Genomic DNA, 16,915 nt, shown 5'->3' with positions numbered 1-16,915 from the left:
GCCGCCCGCTCAGGCTGGCCCGAAGGCCTCCTCCACTGGCACCGGCCGGCCCAGGTGATAGCCCTGGCCGTAAGCGATGCCGTAGTCACGCAGCATCGGCACCAGGACCTCCTGGTCAACGAACTCGGCAATGGCCGCCTTGCCGAAACCGGCCGCAATGTCGGCGATGGCCCTGACGATAATCCGGCTGTCCTCGTTGTGGGGCAGGCTGCGGATAAAGCTACCGTCGATCTTGATATAGTCCACCGGCAACTGGCCCAGGTAATGGAAGCTGCTGAACCCGACCCCGAAATCGTCCAATGCCGTCTGACAACCCAAGGCGCGGATGCCCTCCAACACCCCTCGGGCGGTGGAAAAATCGGTAACCGCCGCGGTCTCGGTGATCTCCAGTATCAGGTGCTCCGGGTCCGCACCACTGGCGCGGAGCTCGTCCGCCAGGAAGGTCGTCAGTCCATCGTCGTGGAGCGACTGCCCCGACAGGTTCACTGCCAGGCCAATACCCTGTGACTGCACCCGGCGGAGCACCTTCAGGGCCGCGCGCAGCACCCAGCGGTCCAGCTGAACGATCTGGCCACTGTGCTCGGCGAAGGGGATGAACCGGCCGGGCAGCAGCAGTTCACCGGACGGATCGCGCATACGCACAAGCACCTCGTAGTGGCGCACACTGCGGTCCCGCAGCCGCACGATGGGCTGCACCATGAGCTCGAAGGCATCACCCTGGAGCGCCTGGTGTAACTGCTCCACCCAATAGACCCGCTCCTGCAGCTCGCCCTTGGCGTGGTCCAGGGCGTGGAGCAGGTGCCAGCGCTGGACCCCTGTCTCTTTCGCCTTGTACATGGCCACATCGGCACTGGCCATCAGATCGGTCGGGGTTTCGCCATGTTCGGGGAACAGCACAATGCCAATGCTGGCGCTGACCCGGTGGCGGCGCTCGCCGATACTCAGGCCCAGGTCTTCCAGGAGCTTGACCATGTACTGGGCCACGGAGACCGCCGCGTCGGCATCCGTCTCCTCCAGCAGCAGTGCAAACTCGTCGCCGCCCAGGCGGGCGATCACGCCCCGGTGCTCCAGATGATCCAGCAACGTCCCGGCCACCAACCGCAACAGCTCATCACCCGCGTGGTGGCCACTCAGCTCGTTGACATCCCGGAACTGGTCCAGGTCCATCAGCAGCACCGCCCCGTGCACCCCCTTGGCCAACGCCCTGTCGAGGGCCTCCTGAAAGTAACGGCGGTTGTAGAGCTCGGTCAGCGGATCACGCTGGGCCAGCCAGATCAGCCGCGCCTCCGCGGCCTTGCGCTCGGTGATATCCAGCCCCACCGAGATGCGGCCCGCCGGCCGCCCCTCCTCCGCCGCCAGCGGGGCGTGGTACCAGGCCACGATCCGCTCCCCCCGGCCGGGGCTGTGCAGCGGGCGCTCCTCCTCCCGAGGCAGGCCGCTGTTACGACCGATGGGGACCAGGCCCGGAAAGACCGCGTCAAAGTGCGCGCCCACCAACTCATCCTCGCGACGGCCCAACGCCGCCTGGGCGTAGTCGTTGATTAGCGTGATCCGCCCCTCGGCGTCCTGACTCACGATAAGGACCCGGGCGGTGTCCAGCAGACTGCTGACGAAATCCCGCTCACGCCCCAGGGCGCGCAGCTGGGAGACCACCTGCTCACGCCGGCGCCGCACCTCGCGCTCGAGGGCCTCCAGCTGATCGGCCAGACCGAGCGTGGTGGTCTCCAGCAGATCGATTTCATCGGCCAGCCGGGGGCGCCCGACCGGAATGGCGGTACGCGCCCGCTGAAAGCCGCCCTCGGCCAGCCCCGGCAGGACCTGCGCCAGGCGGCGCAGACGCAGCATCGGACGCCACAGGATGAGCAGCAGGATCGCCTCCGCCACGAGCCATCCGGCCAGCCCCATAAAGAAGAGGTTGCGGGTGTGCCACTGGATGACATCCAGCTGGCGGGTGATATCGGTAATCAGCAGCAGGTAGCCGCTGCCACCGGGCGCCTCATGCTCGGCCAGCGTCACCGCGTTGATCTCCAACTCCCGTCCGTCGATCGCGATCTGCCGCGGGGCGCTTACCAGGGCCTCCATGCTAACCTCGCTGGCCAGGGCCTGCAGCCAGGGCAGGGTCACCTCACTGCGGGTGAGGGCGAGCAGATGAGCGTCCCACTCCGGCAACCGGGGGATGTCCCCTGCCTGATCCACCATGGTGTCGCCGCGTAGCAGCAGCGCCACATCACTGCCGGAGACATCGTGCAGCTGGCGGGTGAGGTCCACCAGGGAGCGCGACAGCATCACCATACCGGCGGTCTCACCCGCCACCAGCATGGGCACCACGCTGAACTGACGACAGCCCGCCTGGCAGATCAATGCGGTCAGTGGCCTGTCGTCCAGACGGACCTGATGCAGCCAGCGCTCGATCCCCTCCGGCGCGACCGCGGGCCTCCCGCCGCGGGCGGCCACCTGCGTGCCGTCTGGCGCGTAGACGCCGATACGCTCCACCCCGGCCTCCAACTGCAGAGTGGGCCACTGCCCGTCGAGAGCGCGGTGCGCACCCTCCGAATCACCGGCCTGCACGGCCCGGGCCAGCTCCGGTGCCGACGCCACCAGTGCCGCCAGCTCGCGCAGTCCCTCCGCCGATCGCTCCAGCGCCAGGCGGATCTCGCGATGCTGGCGCGCCTGGTGCGCCTCACGGGCCTCCTGAAACTGCCGCTCCAGGGTGCCATGCCCATGCGCGGTGACCAGGGCTGCCAGCCCCACCAGCACCAGACTGGTCAGGGCGATGACCCGCCAGGTCAGGCCCAGGCGGAGTCGGCGTCGCGCGGTTCCGGTTTCGCTCATGCGCATCCTTCAGTCACCGGGTCGACGGCGTCAATAACGCAGCGAGAGCTGCATGAGCAGCATATTCCATCGCCGGCGGGTGTCGGAGGGATCGGGATTGTCCTCAGTGGGCAGCCAGCCGGTACCGTCCACATAGTGGTACTCAGCGCCCAACTGCACCTTGGGATGGGGCTGCCAGCGCAGCCCCAGCGTCCAGTCGTGGGCAAAGCGGGCATGGGCGGGCAGGCCGGTGGCGGCGGCGAAGTCCCGGCCCGAGCGGTCACTGCGGTCGCTGACCAGGCTGTCGTAGCGGATCAGCCACTGCCAGTCCGGGTGAAAACGACGGGTGTATTGCACATACCAACTCTCGCCGGTGATGTCGAAATCGGCGCCGATGTCCGCCAATCCCTCCATGCTCGACTCCCGCACCGCAAACTCCGCGGTCAGGTCCCAGAGGGCCTCGTTGTATTGGAAGGAGACAATCCAGGGCTGGAAATCGAACTGACCATCACGGGCACCGTCGCGCTCAAAGCGGGCCTTGACGCGAGCCGCACTGAGCGCAGCGATGATGCGTCCGCCGTCGTGCTCATAGAGCAACTGGCCAATCACCGAGTCCCGGGGCTCTATACCGCCCGGCACCGGGTCCAGCCGCAGCGTGCGCTCCAGGTCGTCGTCCGCCTGGACCCGGCCAAAACCCACCTGGGCCCGGAGCGCGCCACCGTCGGGGATGCGCTCCTCCAGGTAGACGGTGCCGCCGTCCGCCGCCAGGGCCAGTGAGCGGGCACGATCGAAGTAGATGGACTGCGGCAGCAGGATACCCGGCCTCGCGAACGGCACATCCCGGGTCTGGTTGTGCAGGCCGAAGGGGTTCTTGAAGCGGCCCGCCTGCAGGCCCAGGGTGCGGCTGGCCGACGATACGAACTGGTAGTCCACCACCCCATGGTCGAGTTTGGGCCGGGCGTCACGACCATCCCCACCGGCCCGACGGCTCAGCACCTGGGCCGAAAGCAGCAGATCGTGGTGGGGCCGCAGCGAGGCGTTGGCGGCGATCTCCGTGAACTTGAAGCTGCCGCCGCCGTCGCGGCTGGGGCCGAAGAAGTTGTTGTGGTCCGTAGTGACCCAGCCCTGGCTCAAAAAACCGTGCAGTTGCAGGGTGTCCAGCATGTCCTGCCCCGCGGCGGCGGTGCTCAGCCCCAGTGCCAACACGCCCGCCAGACCACCGGCAGCCCGCCTATTCAATCGCAATGATCTGGACGCGCTCATCCAGGTACTCCCTTGTCAGATAGCCCAGCGCGCCAGGGGTGGTGGCCACGCGCTCATGCATCTCCGCCTGGGAACCCACCCGATGGGGTGACTGACCGGTGCCCGAGAAAACGGCCCGGTCCCAAGCCAATTGCAACTGGTGGGGGAAGGCATCAAGACGGCCCTTCACGAAACGCTCGTGGACCGGGTGACCCTCGGTGAGCACGAAGACCCGGGCGCTGGTGCCGTCCGGCCAATGGCGCTGTCGCATCGCGAACATGGCACGAACGGCATCCCGGCTGATCGCTTCGGTGCCGACCCCGGGGTGGGCAACCAAATAGACCGGCTCCTGCTCGGCCAGCGCCTGGGCGCTGCTGAACAGTGCCCAGGCAAGCATTAGCCCAGCCAGTGCCGAACCGGAGCGGCGCGCCCCGGCTGACCGCCAAAGGCATGGGCCCCGGTCTGTGGTGATACCGGAGAGGGATCGGATAATAGCCCCTAATGTCCTGAGTCGCAGCAGCTTATTCGTCCTTGCGCCGTGGTGACCGTTACGCAGTTTCTTATAGGCTTAGGTGCTCCGTAGGAAGTTACTATATCGAAACCGGTCGGCTATAGAAACGCCGACGCGCTCAGGGTTTAATCCATGAACTTCGTCCGGTTCCCTAGCTTGCGGGAGGCCGGGCCGTCCGGGTGCCGGCCCGGCGCAGCAATGCGGTGGGAAAGGTACAAATGAAGGTGCTGCCCTGCCCCGGCTGACTGCGCACGGTAAGCTGCGCCCGGTGGCGATTGAGCACATGCTTGACGATGGCGAGCCCCAGACCGGTACCGCCACTGGCCTTGGAACGGGCGCTGTCCACCCGGTAAAAACGCTCGGTGAGCCTTGGGATATGAGCTGCCGGTATCCCAATGCCATTGTCGGTGACAGATAAATGGGCACCCGCCTTGTCGGCATACCACCGAACGCCGATATAGCCGTCCCCCGGGGTGTATTTAACGGCATTAAAAATAAGGTTGGAGAAGGCGCTGCGCAGCTCGCTCTCACACCCCTCCAGCAACAGCCCCGGCTCGCACGTCAACTCAAAACGGTGATGGCGGCTGCCCGAAAGTGCCTTGCCGTCCTCGACGAGTTCCTCCAGTAACCGCGGCATGTCCACCCACTCCGGGTGGCTGGGCGTGGCACCGGTCTCCAGGCGGGAGAGCAGCAGCAGGTCATCCACCAGCCGGCGCATGCGCTCGGACTGCTCCTGCAACAAACGCAGCATGTCGCCAACTTCGGGGTCGTCCGCCATCTCCTCGTTCAAGGTTTCCGCCACGCCGTAGATGACCGTCAACGGCGTCCGCAACTCGTGGGAGACATTGCCCACAAAGTCCCGACGCATGGTCTCCAGCCGGTGCAGGTGGGTGACATCACGCGCCAGCAGCAGGTAGCGGTCGGTGCCATAGGGCACCAGCCGGATTTCCAGCCAGACCTGGCTGTCCAACGGTGACGGGAGGCTGACCTCGCGGGTCACCGGACTGCGGGAGGAGAGGAACGCCACGAAATCGGGATGGCGGTAGATGTTGGCGATCCGCTGGTGGCTGTCGCCGGGCCAGCGCAGCCCCAGCAAACGTGCGGCGGCCGGGTTCCACCAATCGATGCGGTAGTCGCCGCTAAGCACCACCAGGGCGTCGGGCATGGCGCGGGCCGAGTCCCGGTAGCGGGCCATCAGGCGCTGCAGATTACGCCGACGTTGGCGCTGGCGCTGCTGGCGCTGGTACAGGGCGTCGAAGAGGTGCCGCCAGAGCCCATGGGCGGCGGGGGGTGCCAATTGCCGCCCCTTACGCAGCCAGGCCTCAAAACGGTAGAGGTTATACCCTTCCCAGGCGAGCATCGTCAGGGCCGCCAGCAACAGCGCCTCGCTCAGCGCCTCCGCCCACCAACCGACCAGGGCCGCCAGCAGGAACAATGCGGACAGGCGGGACAGCACCCGGGGCCAGGGGTTTCCCTGCATCATTCAGACCTGGGCCGAGAACCGGTAGCCGGTACCGCGCACGGTCTGCACCAGATGGTCGTGTCCGGACTCCGCCAGTACCTTGCGCAGCCGCCGGATGTGGACATCAACGGTGCGCTCCTCCACATAAACATTGGTACCCCAAACGTTATCCAACAACTGACCGCGGGTATAGACCCGCTCCTGGTGGGTCATGAAGAAGTGCAGCAGGCGGAACTCCGTGGGGCCCATGTCCAGGGTCCGCCCGTTGCCGGACACCCGGTGGCTGACCGGGTCCAGGGTCAGCCCCTCCACCTCCACGGGTTGGTCGCCGGCATCCGGCGTCGTCCGTCTCAGCACCGCCCGGATACGGGCGATCAGTTCCCGAGGCGAGAACGGCTTGGTGACGTAGTCATCGGCGCCGACCTCCAGACCGCGCACCTTGTCCTCCTCCTCGCCACGGGCGGTGAGCATGATCAGCGGCACATCGCGGGTGAAGGGGTCGCGCTTGAGCTCCCGCGCCCAATCGATGCCGCTGACGTCGGGCAGCATCCAGTCCAGCAGGATCAGGTCCGGCACGCGCTCCAAAAGCGCCGCCTTGCCCTGGGCGACATCAGCGACGCCGGTGATCTCGAACCCCGCGCGCCGCAGCGGCAGCAGCAGCATCTCTCGAACGGCCGCATCGTCTTCCACGAGCAGTATATTGACAGCCATGCATCCAATCCCCGTCAGGTAACGACGGCCGCTATTTAAAGGCAGTAATGTTACAGCACTATGAACCGCCCCAGCCGCCACCCCCGGGGGTCATGACAGTGAGCCGGTCCCCGGCCGCCACCTCCAGGCGCACCTTGCCCGGCAGCAGCTCGCCGTTGAGCCGGTTCTCGCCCACCGCGCCCGGCGCGCCACCTTGTAGCCCCCAGGGGGCATGGCGGCGCCGTTCGGTGATCAGCGTGACCGATGCGGGGGTGAGAAACTCGTACTCCCGGATCACCCCCTCGCCTCCGGGATGGCGCCCGGCACCGCCGGAGCCACGGCGCAGGGCATAGCGGCGCAGACGCAGCGGATAGGCCATCTCCAGCGCCTCCAGGGGGGTGTTGAGGGTATTGGTCATGTGCACCTGAACGCCCGACCGGCCGCGATGGTGGGGACCGCCGCCCATGCCGCCGCCCAGGGTCTCGTAGTAGTCCCAGGGCGAGTCCTCCGCCAGCGCCCCCATGGCCAGGTTGTTCATGCCGCCATGGCTGGCCGCGGGGATGCGGTCCGGCAGCGCCGGCGCCAGCGCCCCCAGCACCGCGTCCACCACCCGCTGGCTGGTCTCGACATTGCCGGCAGCCACCGCGGCCGGGTGGCGGGCGTTGAGCAGGCTGCCCTCGGGGGCGCTCAGGGTGATAGGCCGGAAGGCACCGGCACAGGCCGGGGTCTGCTCCGGCATCAGACAGCGGAAGGCGTAGAACACGGCGGCGGCCGCCACCGATAAGGGGCAGTTCAGGTTGCCCCGCACCTGGTCGGCGGAGCCGGCGAAGTCCACGTGGGCATCGTGGTGATCGAGGGTCAGGGCCACCTGGATGGGCAGGTCCTGCTGCCCCTGGCCGTCGTCATCCAGGTAGTCGGTAAAGGTCCACCTGCCGTCGGGCAGGTCCACCAAGGCGGCCCGCACCAGCCGCTCGGCGTAATCGTTCAACGCCGCAAGGGCGGCCCGGAACTCAGACATCCCCATGCGCCCGACCAGTTCCTGCAGCCGGTGCACACCGCTGGAGACCGAACTGGCCTGGGCGGCAAAGTCGCCCCCCGCCTGCCGGGGGTTGCGGGTGCGCGAGACGATGCGCTGCAACACGGCCTCGTCGCGCCGGCCTGCCCGGTAGAGCCGCACCGGACTGATGAGCACCCCCTCCTCCTCCAGGGTGGTGGACAGGGGCATGGAGCCCGGGGTCACCGCACCGATATCCGCGTGGTGGGCGCGGTTGGCCAGGAAGGCGACCCGTTCGCCATCCACGAACAGCGGCGAGACGAGCGTGACATCGGGCAGGTGGGTACCGCCCAGGAAGGGGTCGTTAAAGACCACCATGTCCCCCGGCTGCCAGTCGAAGCGCCGGATCACCCCCGCCATGGCGTAGGCCATGCTGCCCAGATGCACCGGGATGTGCGCGGCCTGCGCCGCCAGCCCGCCGTCGGCATCGAACACCGCGCAGGAAAAATCCAGCCGGTCGCGGATGTTGGGCGAGAAGGCGGTGCGCCGCAGCACGGCGCCCATCTCCTCGCAGACGGCGGCCATGCGGCTGGAAAAGACACTGAGGGCAATCGGGTCCATGGTGGTTGCTCCTGGGGCACGGTCGGGCCGTGCCGGGTCAAGATCAGGCTTTGGGTGTTATGGTACCTGCCGCTGCGACAGAGTTGATCCCATGCCGGTGCACTGCACAATTAGCCTATAATGGGCGGACGCGGAACGGGACGGGGGTTGAGATATTCCGCTCGAGTCCCCAAATAATGTACTAAGGAATTTACAACTCGATCGAGCGAGCCGGGCCACCGGCTGTCATTCCCAAACGGAGATACTGAGGAGCGATCATATGGCTTTCAAGCTGCCCGATCTGGCTTACGACTATAACGCGCTGGATCGCGCCATCGACGCCCAGACGATGGAAATCCACCACACCAAGCACCACAACACCTACGTCACCAAGCTGAACGACGCCATCGCGGGCAAGCCGGAGGCCGATCTGTCTCTGGAAGACCTCCTGAAGAAGGCCGGCCAACTGGGTGCCCCGGTGCGTAACAACGGCGGTGGCCACTGGAACCATACCGCCTTCTGGCAGTGGCTGTCCCCCAACGGTGGCGGTCAACCGCAGGGTGAGGTGGCCCAGCAGATCGACCAGGCCTTCGGCTCCTACGAGAAGTTCCGTGAGGAGTTCACCAACGCCGCCCTGGGCCGCTTCGGCTCCGGCTGGGCCTGGCTGATCGTCAACGGCCAGGGCCAGCTGCAGGTCACCTCCACCCCCAACCAGGACAACCCGCTGATGGACGTGGCCGAGGTCAAGGGCACCCCCATCCTGGGCCTGGATGTCTGGGAGCACGCCTACTACCTGCGCTACCAGAACCGCCGTCCGGACTACGTCGAGGCCTTCTGGGACGTGGTCAACTGGGACGAGGTGGCAAAGCGCCTGGCCGAGGCCAAGTAAGGCCCGGACCGCGCCCGGGGCGGCCGCACCGCCCCGTTCACAAAGGCCCCGGCGAACACATCGACCGGGGCCTTTGTGTTTCAGCCCACCGCCGCGGCCTCTGGGCAATTTGTCCGACCAACCAACAGGCTGCACGCAACTTGCGCCCCGCCCGGGGCCTCTCTAGAATCCTCCCTTTTTCCCCGGCGGCCCTCGCCGCCCGCTGGCATCGCGGAGCCCGATCATGCTGGAAGCCCTCATGCCCACTTACAAGCGCCTGCCCGTTGCCTTCGAGCGGGGTGAAGGGGCCTGGCTGTGGGACGACCAGGGGCGCGCCTACCTGGACGCCCTGTCCGGCATCGCGGTCTGCGGGCTGGGCCACGCCCACCCGGCGGTCACCCGCGCGCTGCAGGAACAGGCGGCCACCCTGTTGCACACCTCGAACCTCTACCGGATTCCGGTGCAGGAGCAGCTGGGGGCGCGCCTGACCCAGGTGGCCGGGTTGGACGAGGTGTTTTTCTGCAACTCCGGCGCCGAGGCCAACGAGGCGGCCATCAAGCTCGCCCGGCTCTACGGCCACCGGCGGGGTATCGAGCGACCGCGCATCCTGGTGATGGACAACGCCTTCCACGGCCGCACCCTGGGGACGCTGGCCGCCACCGGCAACCCGGCGGCCCAGGAGGGGTTCGGACCGCTTCCGGAGGGCTTTCTGCGCATCCCCTACGATGACCTGGAGGCGGCCCGCCGGGCCGCCCGCGAACACGACGACATCGTCGCCGTGCTGGTGGAGCCGGTCCAGGGCGAAGGCGGCGTCCGCACCCCGGCGGCGGACTACCTGCCCGGCCTGCGCGAACTCTGCGACCAGCAGGACTGGCTGCTGATGCTGGACGAAGTGCAGACCGGTATGGGCCGCACCGGCCGGCTGTTCGCCTACCAGCACGCCAACATCCGCCCCGACGTGCTCAGCCTGGCCAAGGGCCTGGGCAACGGGGTGCCCATCGGGGCCTGTCTGGTGGGAGGTGCCGCGCGCGGCGTCTTCGGCCCCGGGAACCACGGCTCCACCTTCGGCGGTAACCCGCTGGCCGCCCGCGCGGCCCTGGCCGTGCTGGAGACCCTGGAGGAGGACCGCCTGGCGGAGCGGGCCGCGGTCCAGGGTCGGCGGATCCGCGAGGGCCTGATGCAGGCGCTGGGCGATCACTCCGGGGTCCGGGAGATCCGCGGCCTGGGCCTGATGATCGGGATCGAGCTCACGCAGCCCTGTGCCGGGCTGGTGACCGAGGCGCTGGAGCAGGGCCTGCTGATCAACGTCACCGCCGGCTCGGTGGTACGTCTGCTGCCCCCGCTGGTGATCAGCGACGAGGAGGCCGACCGCATCGCCTCCGGGGTCGCCGACCTTATCCGGGCATTCCTGACCAGGGAATGCGCCTGAACCCCACCCGGGGAGGACTCACATGCATCCGCGTCATTTTCTGACCCTGCTCGACTTCACACCGGACGAGCTGCGCCGCGTCATCCACCGCGCCTCGGAACTGAAGCACATTCGCGACCAGGGCCAGTTGCACGAACCGCTGCGCGGCAAGGTGCTGGGCATGGTCTTCGAGAAATCCTCCACCCGTACCCGGGTGGCCTTCGAGGCCGGTATGAACCAGCTGGGCGGCAGCGCCATCTTCCTCTCGCCCCGGGACACCCAGCTCGGGCGCGGCGAGCCGGTGGAGGACACCGCCCGGGTGCTCTCCCGCATGGTGGACATCATCATGATCCGCACCTACGGCCACGAGGTGCTGGAGCGCTTTGCCGAGTACTCCCGTGTCCCGGTCATCAACGGTCTGTCGGATCGCTTCCACCCCTGCCAGTTGCTGGCCGACATCCAGGCTTATGAGGCGCATCGGGGCAGCATCCAGGGTCGGACCGTGGCCTGGGTGGGCGACGGTAACAACATGTGCCACTCCTGGATCAACGCCGCCCGCCAGTTGGACTTTCAACTGCGGATCGCGGTACCGGAGGGCTATGACCCCGACCCGGACCTGATCCATGCCGGCGGCGACCGGGTCAGCGTGCACCGGGATCCCCGCGAGGCCGTGGAGGGGGTACACTTGGTGACCACGGACGTCTGGGCCAGCATGGGCCAGGAGGAGGAGGCCAAGGCACGCATGAAGGCCTTCTCCGGCTTCTGCGTGGACGATGCGCTGATGGGCCTGGCGGCGAAGGACGCGGTGTTCATGCACTGCCTGCCGGCCCACCGGGGCGAAGAGGTGTCCGCCTCGGTGATCGACGGCCCGCAGAGCGTGGTCTGGGACGAGGCGGAGAACCGCCTGCACGCCCATAAGGCCCTGATGGAATTTCTATTGCTGGCACAGGAGTGAGCGTGGTGAGCGGCGAGAGGGTGCACGGACAGGACGAGGACATCCTCCTTGAGCTGGACGACATCGAGTGCCGCTACGACGACGAGCCGGTCATCCGCGGGTTGAGCTTCCGGCTGCGGCGCGGCCAGGTGGCGTGCCTGCTCGGACCCAGCGGCTGCGGCAAGACCACCGCCCTGCGGGCCATCGCCGGCTTCGAGCCGGTGCGTGCCGGCGAGATCCGCTTGGCCGGCGAGGTCATCTCCCGCCCGGGCTACACCCAGCCCCCGGAGAATCGCCGGCTGGGGATGGTGTTCCAGGACTACGCCCTGTTCCCCCACCTGAACATCTACGAGAACATCACCTTCGGGCTGCGCGACCACACCCGGGCGGAGCGCCGGGCCCGGGCGGATGAGCTGTTGGAGCTGGTGGATATGCGCGGCATGGGCACCCGCTACCCGCATGAACTCTCCGGCGGACAACAGCAGCGGGTCTCGCTGATCCGTGCGGTGGCCCCCCGCCCCCGCCTGGTGCTGCTCGATGAACCCTTCTCCAACCTCGATGTGGACCTGCGCGAGCGCCTGGCCCGGGAGGTGCACGACATCTTCCGCGACCAGGGGGTCACCGCCATCCTGGTCACTCACGATCAGCACGAGGCCTTCGCCGTGGCCGATGTGATCGGCCTGCTCAAGGACGGGCGCATCGAGCAGTGGGACACCCCCTACAACCTCTACCACGAACCGGCCTCCCGCTTCGTGGCCGAGTTCATCGGCCAAGGCGTGCTCATCCCAGCCACCCTGCGTGACCACAACCGGCTGCAGACCGAGGTGGGCACGCTGCTCGGCAACCGCGCCTATCCCTGGCCCAACGACACGGCCGTCGACATCCTGCTGCGGCCGGACGATGTGCGCCTCATGCCGGAATCACACCTGAGGGCGCGGGTGGCCAACAGGGCCTTCAAGGGCGCAGAGACCATCTACACCCTGCGCCTGGAAAGCGGGCGGCAGGTGCTAGCGCTGGCCCCCAGTCACGACGTGTACCCCGAAGGCACCGACGTGGGCATCCGCATCGATGCCCAGCACCTGGTCGCCTTCCGTCGCGAGGAGGAGTAACCCGCCAAGGCAGGGACCGGCCTCATCCGCCCCCGCCTTCGAACGAAAGACGCCCCCGGCGGAGCATGCGGGCACAGACCTCAGGAGAGGCCGGCCGGGAGAAGAGATACCCCTGAACAGCGTGGCACCCCTCACGGCACAGGAAGGCGTGCTGTTCCGGCCGTTCCACCCCCTCCGCCACCGATTCCATGCCCAGGTTGTCCGCCAGGCTCAGGATGGTGCGGATGATGGCCGCCCCACTCTCGTCGGCGTACAGGTCGTTGACAAAGGAACGGTCGATCTTGAGCACGTCAATCGGGAAGCGGCGCAGGTAGGCAAGCGAGGAGTAGCCGGTGCCGAAGTCGTCCATCGCAACCCGCACCCCCATATCGCGGAACTGCCCGAGGGTATCGATGACCGAGGTGACCTCCCGCATCAGCATGCTCTCGGTCACCTCCAGCTCCAGGTTGCCCGGGGGCAGCCCCGCCTCCCCGAGAGCGCCCTCGATAATCCCCGGCATCGCCGGGTCCCGGAACTGGGGCGCCGCCAGGTTGACCGCCAGTTGCACAGGCGGCAGGCCCGCCTGTCGCCAGGCCCGGGCCTGACGGCAGGCCTCGCCGACGATCCACTCGCCCAATTCCATGATCAGGCCGGTCTGCTCCAATACCGGGACGAAGGTCGCCGGTGAATGGACCGGCCCCTCCCCCTCCCGCCAACGCAACAGGGCCTCCAAGCCAATGATACGTCCGGTGGCCGTCTCCACCCGGGGCTGGTAATCGAGATAGAATCCCTCCATGCGGTCCACTGCCCGGCGCAGACGGCTCTCCAGGGCCACCCGGGCCCGTGCCCGCTGGTTCATCTCCGCGGAGTAGTACGCCAAGCGAGTGCTTTCCTCCTGCTTGGCCCGATGCATGGCGGCCTCGGCCCGCTGCATCAGCTCTCCGGGACTGCTGCAGTCATGAGGGTAGAGTGCGACACCCGCGGAGCCGGGCACGTAGAACTCGTCCTCACCGACCCGGAAGAGTTCCTGCAGCGGCGCCAGCAGCCGGTCCACGCCGGCCGCCACCTCGGCATCATCACCGGCGCCGGCCAGCAGGACGGCGAACTCATCCCCCCCGAGTCGGGCCAGGGTCTCGCCGGGGCGCAGACACGCCTCCAACCGGCGCGCCACCTGCTGCAGGACCTGATCGCCGGCATGGTGGCCCACTCCCTCGTTAACGCTCCGGAACCGATCCAGGCCGATGTGCACCAGAGCAAAACACCCCTTCTCCGCCTGCGCCTCGCTGATCGCCTGACGCAGGCGGATCTGGAACAGGGTGCGATTGGGCAGCTCGGTGAGCACGTCGTGATGGGAAAGGTACTGCAGCCGGCGCTCCGCCTCGCGCATCTCCGTAATGTCGTGCACCACCCCGGCCATGCGCAGCGGGCGACCGTCGGCGTCGAAGGCCACGGTGCCTTTCTGATGCACGATTCGGACACTGCCGTCGGGCCGCTGGATACGGTGCTCGATGTCATAGGGCGGGCCGTTCGGCCGCATCGACTCATCGATGGCCTGGCGCACCCGGGCCCGGTCCTCCGGATGCACCGCCTCCATAAAGGCGGCCTCGGTTCCGCCCCATTCCCCCGGGGTCAGGCCGAAGATCCGGTAGACCTCATCCGACCAACGGATCTCGTTGCGCACGAAGTCCGAGACCCAGCTTCCCAAGTGCGCGATCTGTTGCGCCTCCGCCAGCTCCGCCTCCCTGCGTTCCAAGGCCTCCCGGGCCACCTGACGCTCGCGGACATCCTGAAACGAGACCACCGCCCCGGCGATACGCCCCTCCTCGCCATACAGGGGCGCAGCGTTGACCAGGACCGGCACGGGATGGCCGTCACTATGCCGGAACCGCAACTCGCAGCCCTTCAGGACGCACCCCGTGCGCAGCACCTGATCGATGGGCGAGGAGCGGGGCGGCAACGGCTGACTGTCGGGCCCGCTGTGCAGGGCCCACTCCTGGTGATTGGCGCGCAATGCCACCTGCTCGTCGGCCAAGCCGAGCAGCCGGCAGGCGGCCCGGTTGAGAAAGGTGAAGTTGCCTTCGGCATCCACGCTGAAGACCCCCTCGGCCAGGCTCTCCAGCAACTGTTCCCGCATCGCCCCCCCCGGCATGCAGTGCGGAGATGTCCCGCATGATAGTGACAACATATTAGTTCCTTGGTAGGGGAGCCAGTTTGTCAAAACCGGGTGACGTCGGCAATATAACTATTCTACGAATGGTTTTTGACGACGACTCAACTTCCCGCCCCCCCGTCCGATACAGGGGATAGCCAACACACTCTACCGAGCGGCAGTACGCAGCCCAGAGGTCGGGCACGCCGCATGGACACGCGGGAAGCAAAGGGGGTTCCGTGCTCAATAATCTCAAGATCAGCAGCCGTCTGACGCTCTCAGTGGCCACGCTGACCGTGGTGGGCGTGGCGCTCTTCTCAGCGCTGTTCATCTGGCGCACCGGAGCACTGGTGGAGCAGGCCGAACAGCGGGAGCTGGACCATGTCTACCGGGCGCTGGAGACGGAGATCGCCGACGATGCCCGGATGGCCGAGAGCTATGCCTCGCTGATGGCGCACATCCCACAGGTCCGTGCGGCCTTCGCGCGGCGCGACCGCGACTACCTGGTGAACATGCTCCAGCCCATGTACGACGCCAACGCCGAGGCGTACGGGCTGTTCCAGTTCCAGTTTCATGAGCCGCCGGCCACCTCCTTTTTCCGCTTTCACCGGCCCGACCGGTACGGCGACGACCTGTCGGAGGTCCGCAAGACCATTGTCACTGCCAACGAGGCGGCCACCACGGTGCGCGGCCTGGAGGGGGGCGTGCTGGGGATCGGAATCCGCGGGGTGAGCCCGGTCGCCGATCTGGACGGGAACCACGTCGGTGCCGTGGAGTTTGGCATCGACCTGGGACAGCAGTTCGTGGACCGCTTCGCCGAGGAATTCGGGGTGGAGCTCTCCATCTATACCCGTCAGGAGGATGGCTTCCAGGTCTTGGCCAGCACCCTGCGCGGTCAGTCGCTGGTCAGCCAGGGCATGCTCCACCGGGCCTGGACCGGCGACGAGGCGCGTGGCGACACGGAACGCAACGGGGTGCCTTACGCCACGGAGGCACGGCCGATCCACGACTTCTCCGGCGACCGCATCGCGGTTGTGGAGATCGGCATGGACCGCAGCTTCTACGCCGCCACCCTGCGCAACACCGCCCTCCAGGCCGGTGGGATAGCCCTGATCGGCATTCTGGTCGGGCTGGCGGTGGCCTTCTGGCTCGCCCGCGGCATCGTCCGTCCCATCCGCGCCACTGTCGGCCACCTGAACGACATCGCCCAGGGTGATGGCGACCTCACCCGGCATCTGGACGACTCCGGCCGTGACGAGATGGCCGAGCTGGCCACCGCCTTCAACCGCTTCGTGGACAAGATCCGCAAGCTCGTGCGTGAGACCGCCGAGGCGACCACCCAGATCGCCGCCGCCTCCGAGCAGATGGCCACCATTGCCCGGCAGACCCAGGACGGCACGCAGCGCCAGCAGGACGACACCACCCAGGTGGCCACCGCCATGAACGAGATGACCTCCACCGTGGCCGAGATTGCCCGCACCACCCAGGAGGCCGCCGATCTGGCCCATGGGACCGCCAGTAAGGCGGAGGACGGTCGCCAGGTGGTACACGGCTCCATGGAGGCCATCGATCAGCTCGCCGAGGAGGTCCAGGCCGCGGCGCAGGTGATCGAGAAGCTGGCCGAGGAAGGCGAGCACATTGGCTCGGTGCTGGACGTCATCCGGGAGATCTCCGATCAGACCAACCTGCTCGCCCTCAACGCCTCCATCGAGGCGGCGCGCGCCGGCGAACACGGCCGCGGCTTCTCGGTGGTGGCGGACGAGGTGCGCAGCCTCGCCGCCCGTACCCAGCAATCGGTGGGCGAGATCGAAGAGATGATCGAACGGCTGCAGTCGGGCACCAGCCAGGCCGTCTCGGTCATGGAGGAGAGCCGCCAGCAGGCCCGCGAGGGTGTCCAGGCCTCGGCACGCACCGGCTCCACCCTCGAAGAGGTGGCCGCCTCGGTCAGTCAGATCAACGACATGGCCACCCAGATCGCCAGCGCGGTGGAGGAGCAATCGGCCGTCAGCGAGGACATCAACCGGAATATCACCCACATCAAGGATGTGGCCGAGGATACCGGGCGCTCCGTGCAGGAGAGCGCCACTGCCAGCGATCAGCTCGCCCAACTCGCCAGCCAGCTACAGCAACTGGTGGGGCGCTTCAGGACCTGAGTCCG

12 protein-coding genes are annotated in these 16,915 nt (G+C 67.6%); 5 read left to right on the top strand and 7 right to left on the bottom strand.

All coding sequences use genetic code 11. The annotated features are described in order from the left end of the window. Positions 1-9: 9 nt before the first annotated feature. The 6 genes from MLG_RS05675 to MLG_RS05650 form a co-directional block, all read right to left on the bottom strand. Complete coding sequence (locus MLG_RS05675; RefSeq protein ID WP_041717927.1) at positions 10-2,832, bottom strand: bifunctional diguanylate cyclase/phosphodiesterase; 2,823 nt, start codon at positions 2,830-2,832, stop codon at positions 10-12. A gap of 30 nt (positions 2,833-2,862) precedes the next feature. Next, complete coding sequence (locus tag MLG_RS05670) at positions 2,863-4,074, bottom strand: porin family protein (RefSeq protein ID WP_041717926.1); 1,212 nt, start codon at positions 4,072-4,074, stop codon at positions 2,863-2,865. Continuing rightward, a complete protein-coding gene (locus tag MLG_RS05665) occupies positions 4,043-4,450 on the bottom strand; it encodes a hypothetical protein (protein WP_011628854.1) in 408 nt (135 codons plus the stop codon). Before MLG_RS05665 ends, MLG_RS05670 begins: the two co-directional genes overlap by 32 nt. A gap of 265 nt (positions 4,451-4,715) precedes the next feature. Continuing rightward, positions 4,716-6,047: a phosphate regulon sensor histidine kinase PhoR gene (phoR, locus tag MLG_RS05660; RefSeq protein ID WP_011628853.1), complete on the bottom strand. Its 1,332-nt coding sequence runs from the start codon at positions 6,045-6,047 to the stop codon at positions 4,716-4,718. After that, a complete protein-coding gene (gene phoB / locus MLG_RS05655; RefSeq protein ID WP_011628852.1) occupies positions 6,048-6,737 on the bottom strand; it encodes a phosphate regulon transcriptional regulator PhoB in 690 nt (229 codons plus the stop codon). A 58-nt stretch (positions 6,738-6,795) separates the two neighbouring features. Further along, the gene (locus MLG_RS05650) at positions 6,796-8,331 is read right to left on the bottom strand and encodes a hydantoinase B/oxoprolinase family protein (RefSeq protein WP_011628851.1); all 1,536 of its coding nucleotides are present in this window, start codon (positions 8,329-8,331) and stop codon (positions 6,796-6,798) included. Between the two features lie 259 nt (positions 8,332-8,590). Between MLG_RS05650 and MLG_RS05645 the strand changes: the two genes are divergently transcribed. From MLG_RS05645 to MLG_RS05630, 4 genes are all read left to right on the top strand, one after another. After that, on the top strand, positions 8,591-9,199 hold the full coding sequence (locus MLG_RS05645; RefSeq protein ID WP_011628850.1) for a superoxide dismutase: 609 nt from the start codon (positions 8,591-8,593) through the stop codon (positions 9,197-9,199). 223 nt (positions 9,200-9,422) lie between these two features. Then, positions 9,423-10,607: an aspartate aminotransferase family protein gene (locus MLG_RS05640; protein WP_011628849.1), complete on the top strand. Its 1,185-nt coding sequence runs from the start codon at positions 9,423-9,425 to the stop codon at positions 10,605-10,607. 22 nt (positions 10,608-10,629) lie between these two features. Next, positions 10,630-11,541: an ornithine carbamoyltransferase gene (argF, locus tag MLG_RS05635; RefSeq protein ID WP_011628848.1), complete on the top strand. Its 912-nt coding sequence runs from the start codon at positions 10,630-10,632 to the stop codon at positions 11,539-11,541. A gap of 2 nt (positions 11,542-11,543) precedes the next feature. Continuing rightward, positions 11,544-12,629: an ABC transporter ATP-binding protein gene (locus MLG_RS05630; protein WP_011628847.1), complete on the top strand. Its 1,086-nt coding sequence runs from the start codon at positions 11,544-11,546 to the stop codon at positions 12,627-12,629. Between the two features lie 22 nt (positions 12,630-12,651). Here MLG_RS05630 and MLG_RS05625 read toward each other — a convergent pair whose 3' ends face one another. Beyond that, positions 12,652-14,742 carry a sensor domain-containing protein gene (locus MLG_RS05625; RefSeq protein WP_011628846.1) on the bottom strand — a complete coding sequence of 697 codons (2,091 nt, stop codon included), beginning with the start codon at positions 14,740-14,742 and terminating at the stop codon, positions 12,652-12,654. 254 nt (positions 14,743-14,996) lie between these two features. Here MLG_RS05625 and MLG_RS05620 point away from each other — a divergent pair, with 254 nt between their 5' ends. Beyond that, positions 14,997-16,910: a methyl-accepting chemotaxis protein gene (locus tag MLG_RS05620; RefSeq protein WP_011628845.1), complete on the top strand. Its 1,914-nt coding sequence runs from the start codon at positions 14,997-14,999 to the stop codon at positions 16,908-16,910. The last annotated feature ends 5 nt before the right edge of the window (positions 16,911-16,915 follow it).

It is taken from the genome of Alkalilimnicola ehrlichii MLHE-1, from assembly GCF_000014785.1.
Classification (GTDB): Bacteria; Pseudomonadota; Gammaproteobacteria; order Nitrococcales; family Halorhodospiraceae; genus Alkalilimnicola; species Alkalilimnicola ehrlichii.
This window is presented reverse-complemented; position numbering and strand designations above follow the sequence as displayed.

What these genes read in the sequence shown, in the direction of transcription:
- MLG_RS05640 (WP_011628849.1), top strand. Translation starts at nt 9,423, where the DNA reads ATGCTGGAAGCCCTCATGCCCACTTACAAGCGCCTGCCCGTTGCCTTC.
- MLG_RS05645 (WP_011628850.1), top strand. Translation starts at nt 8,591, where the DNA reads ATGGCTTTCAAGCTGCCCGATCTGGCTTACGACTATAACGCGCTGGAT.
- MLG_RS05665 (WP_011628854.1), bottom strand. Translation starts at nt 4,450, where the DNA reads ATGCTTGCCTGGGCACTGTTCAGCAGCGCCCAGGCGCTGGCCGAGCAG.
- MLG_RS05650 (WP_011628851.1), bottom strand. Translation starts at nt 8,331, where the DNA reads ATGGACCCGATTGCCCTCAGTGTCTTTTCCAGCCGCATGGCCGCCGTC.
- phoB (WP_011628852.1), bottom strand. Translation starts at nt 6,737, where the DNA reads ATGGCTGTCAATATACTGCTCGTGGAAGACGATGCGGCCGTTCGAGAG.
- argF (WP_011628848.1), top strand. Translation starts at nt 10,630, where the DNA reads ATGCATCCGCGTCATTTTCTGACCCTGCTCGACTTCACACCGGACGAG.
- MLG_RS05670 (WP_041717926.1), bottom strand. Translation starts at nt 4,074, where the DNA reads ATGAGCGCGTCCAGATCATTGCGATTGAATAGGCGGGCTGCCGGTGGT.
- phoR (WP_011628853.1), bottom strand. Translation starts at nt 6,047, where the DNA reads ATGATGCAGGGAAACCCCTGGCCCCGGGTGCTGTCCCGCCTGTCCGCA.
- MLG_RS05625 (WP_011628846.1), bottom strand. Translation starts at nt 14,742, where the DNA reads ATGCGGGAACAGTTGCTGGAGAGCCTGGCCGAGGGGGTCTTCAGCGTG.
- MLG_RS05675 (WP_041717927.1), bottom strand. Translation starts at nt 2,832, where the DNA reads ATGAGCGAAACCGGAACCGCGCGACGCCGACTCCGCCTGGGCCTGACC.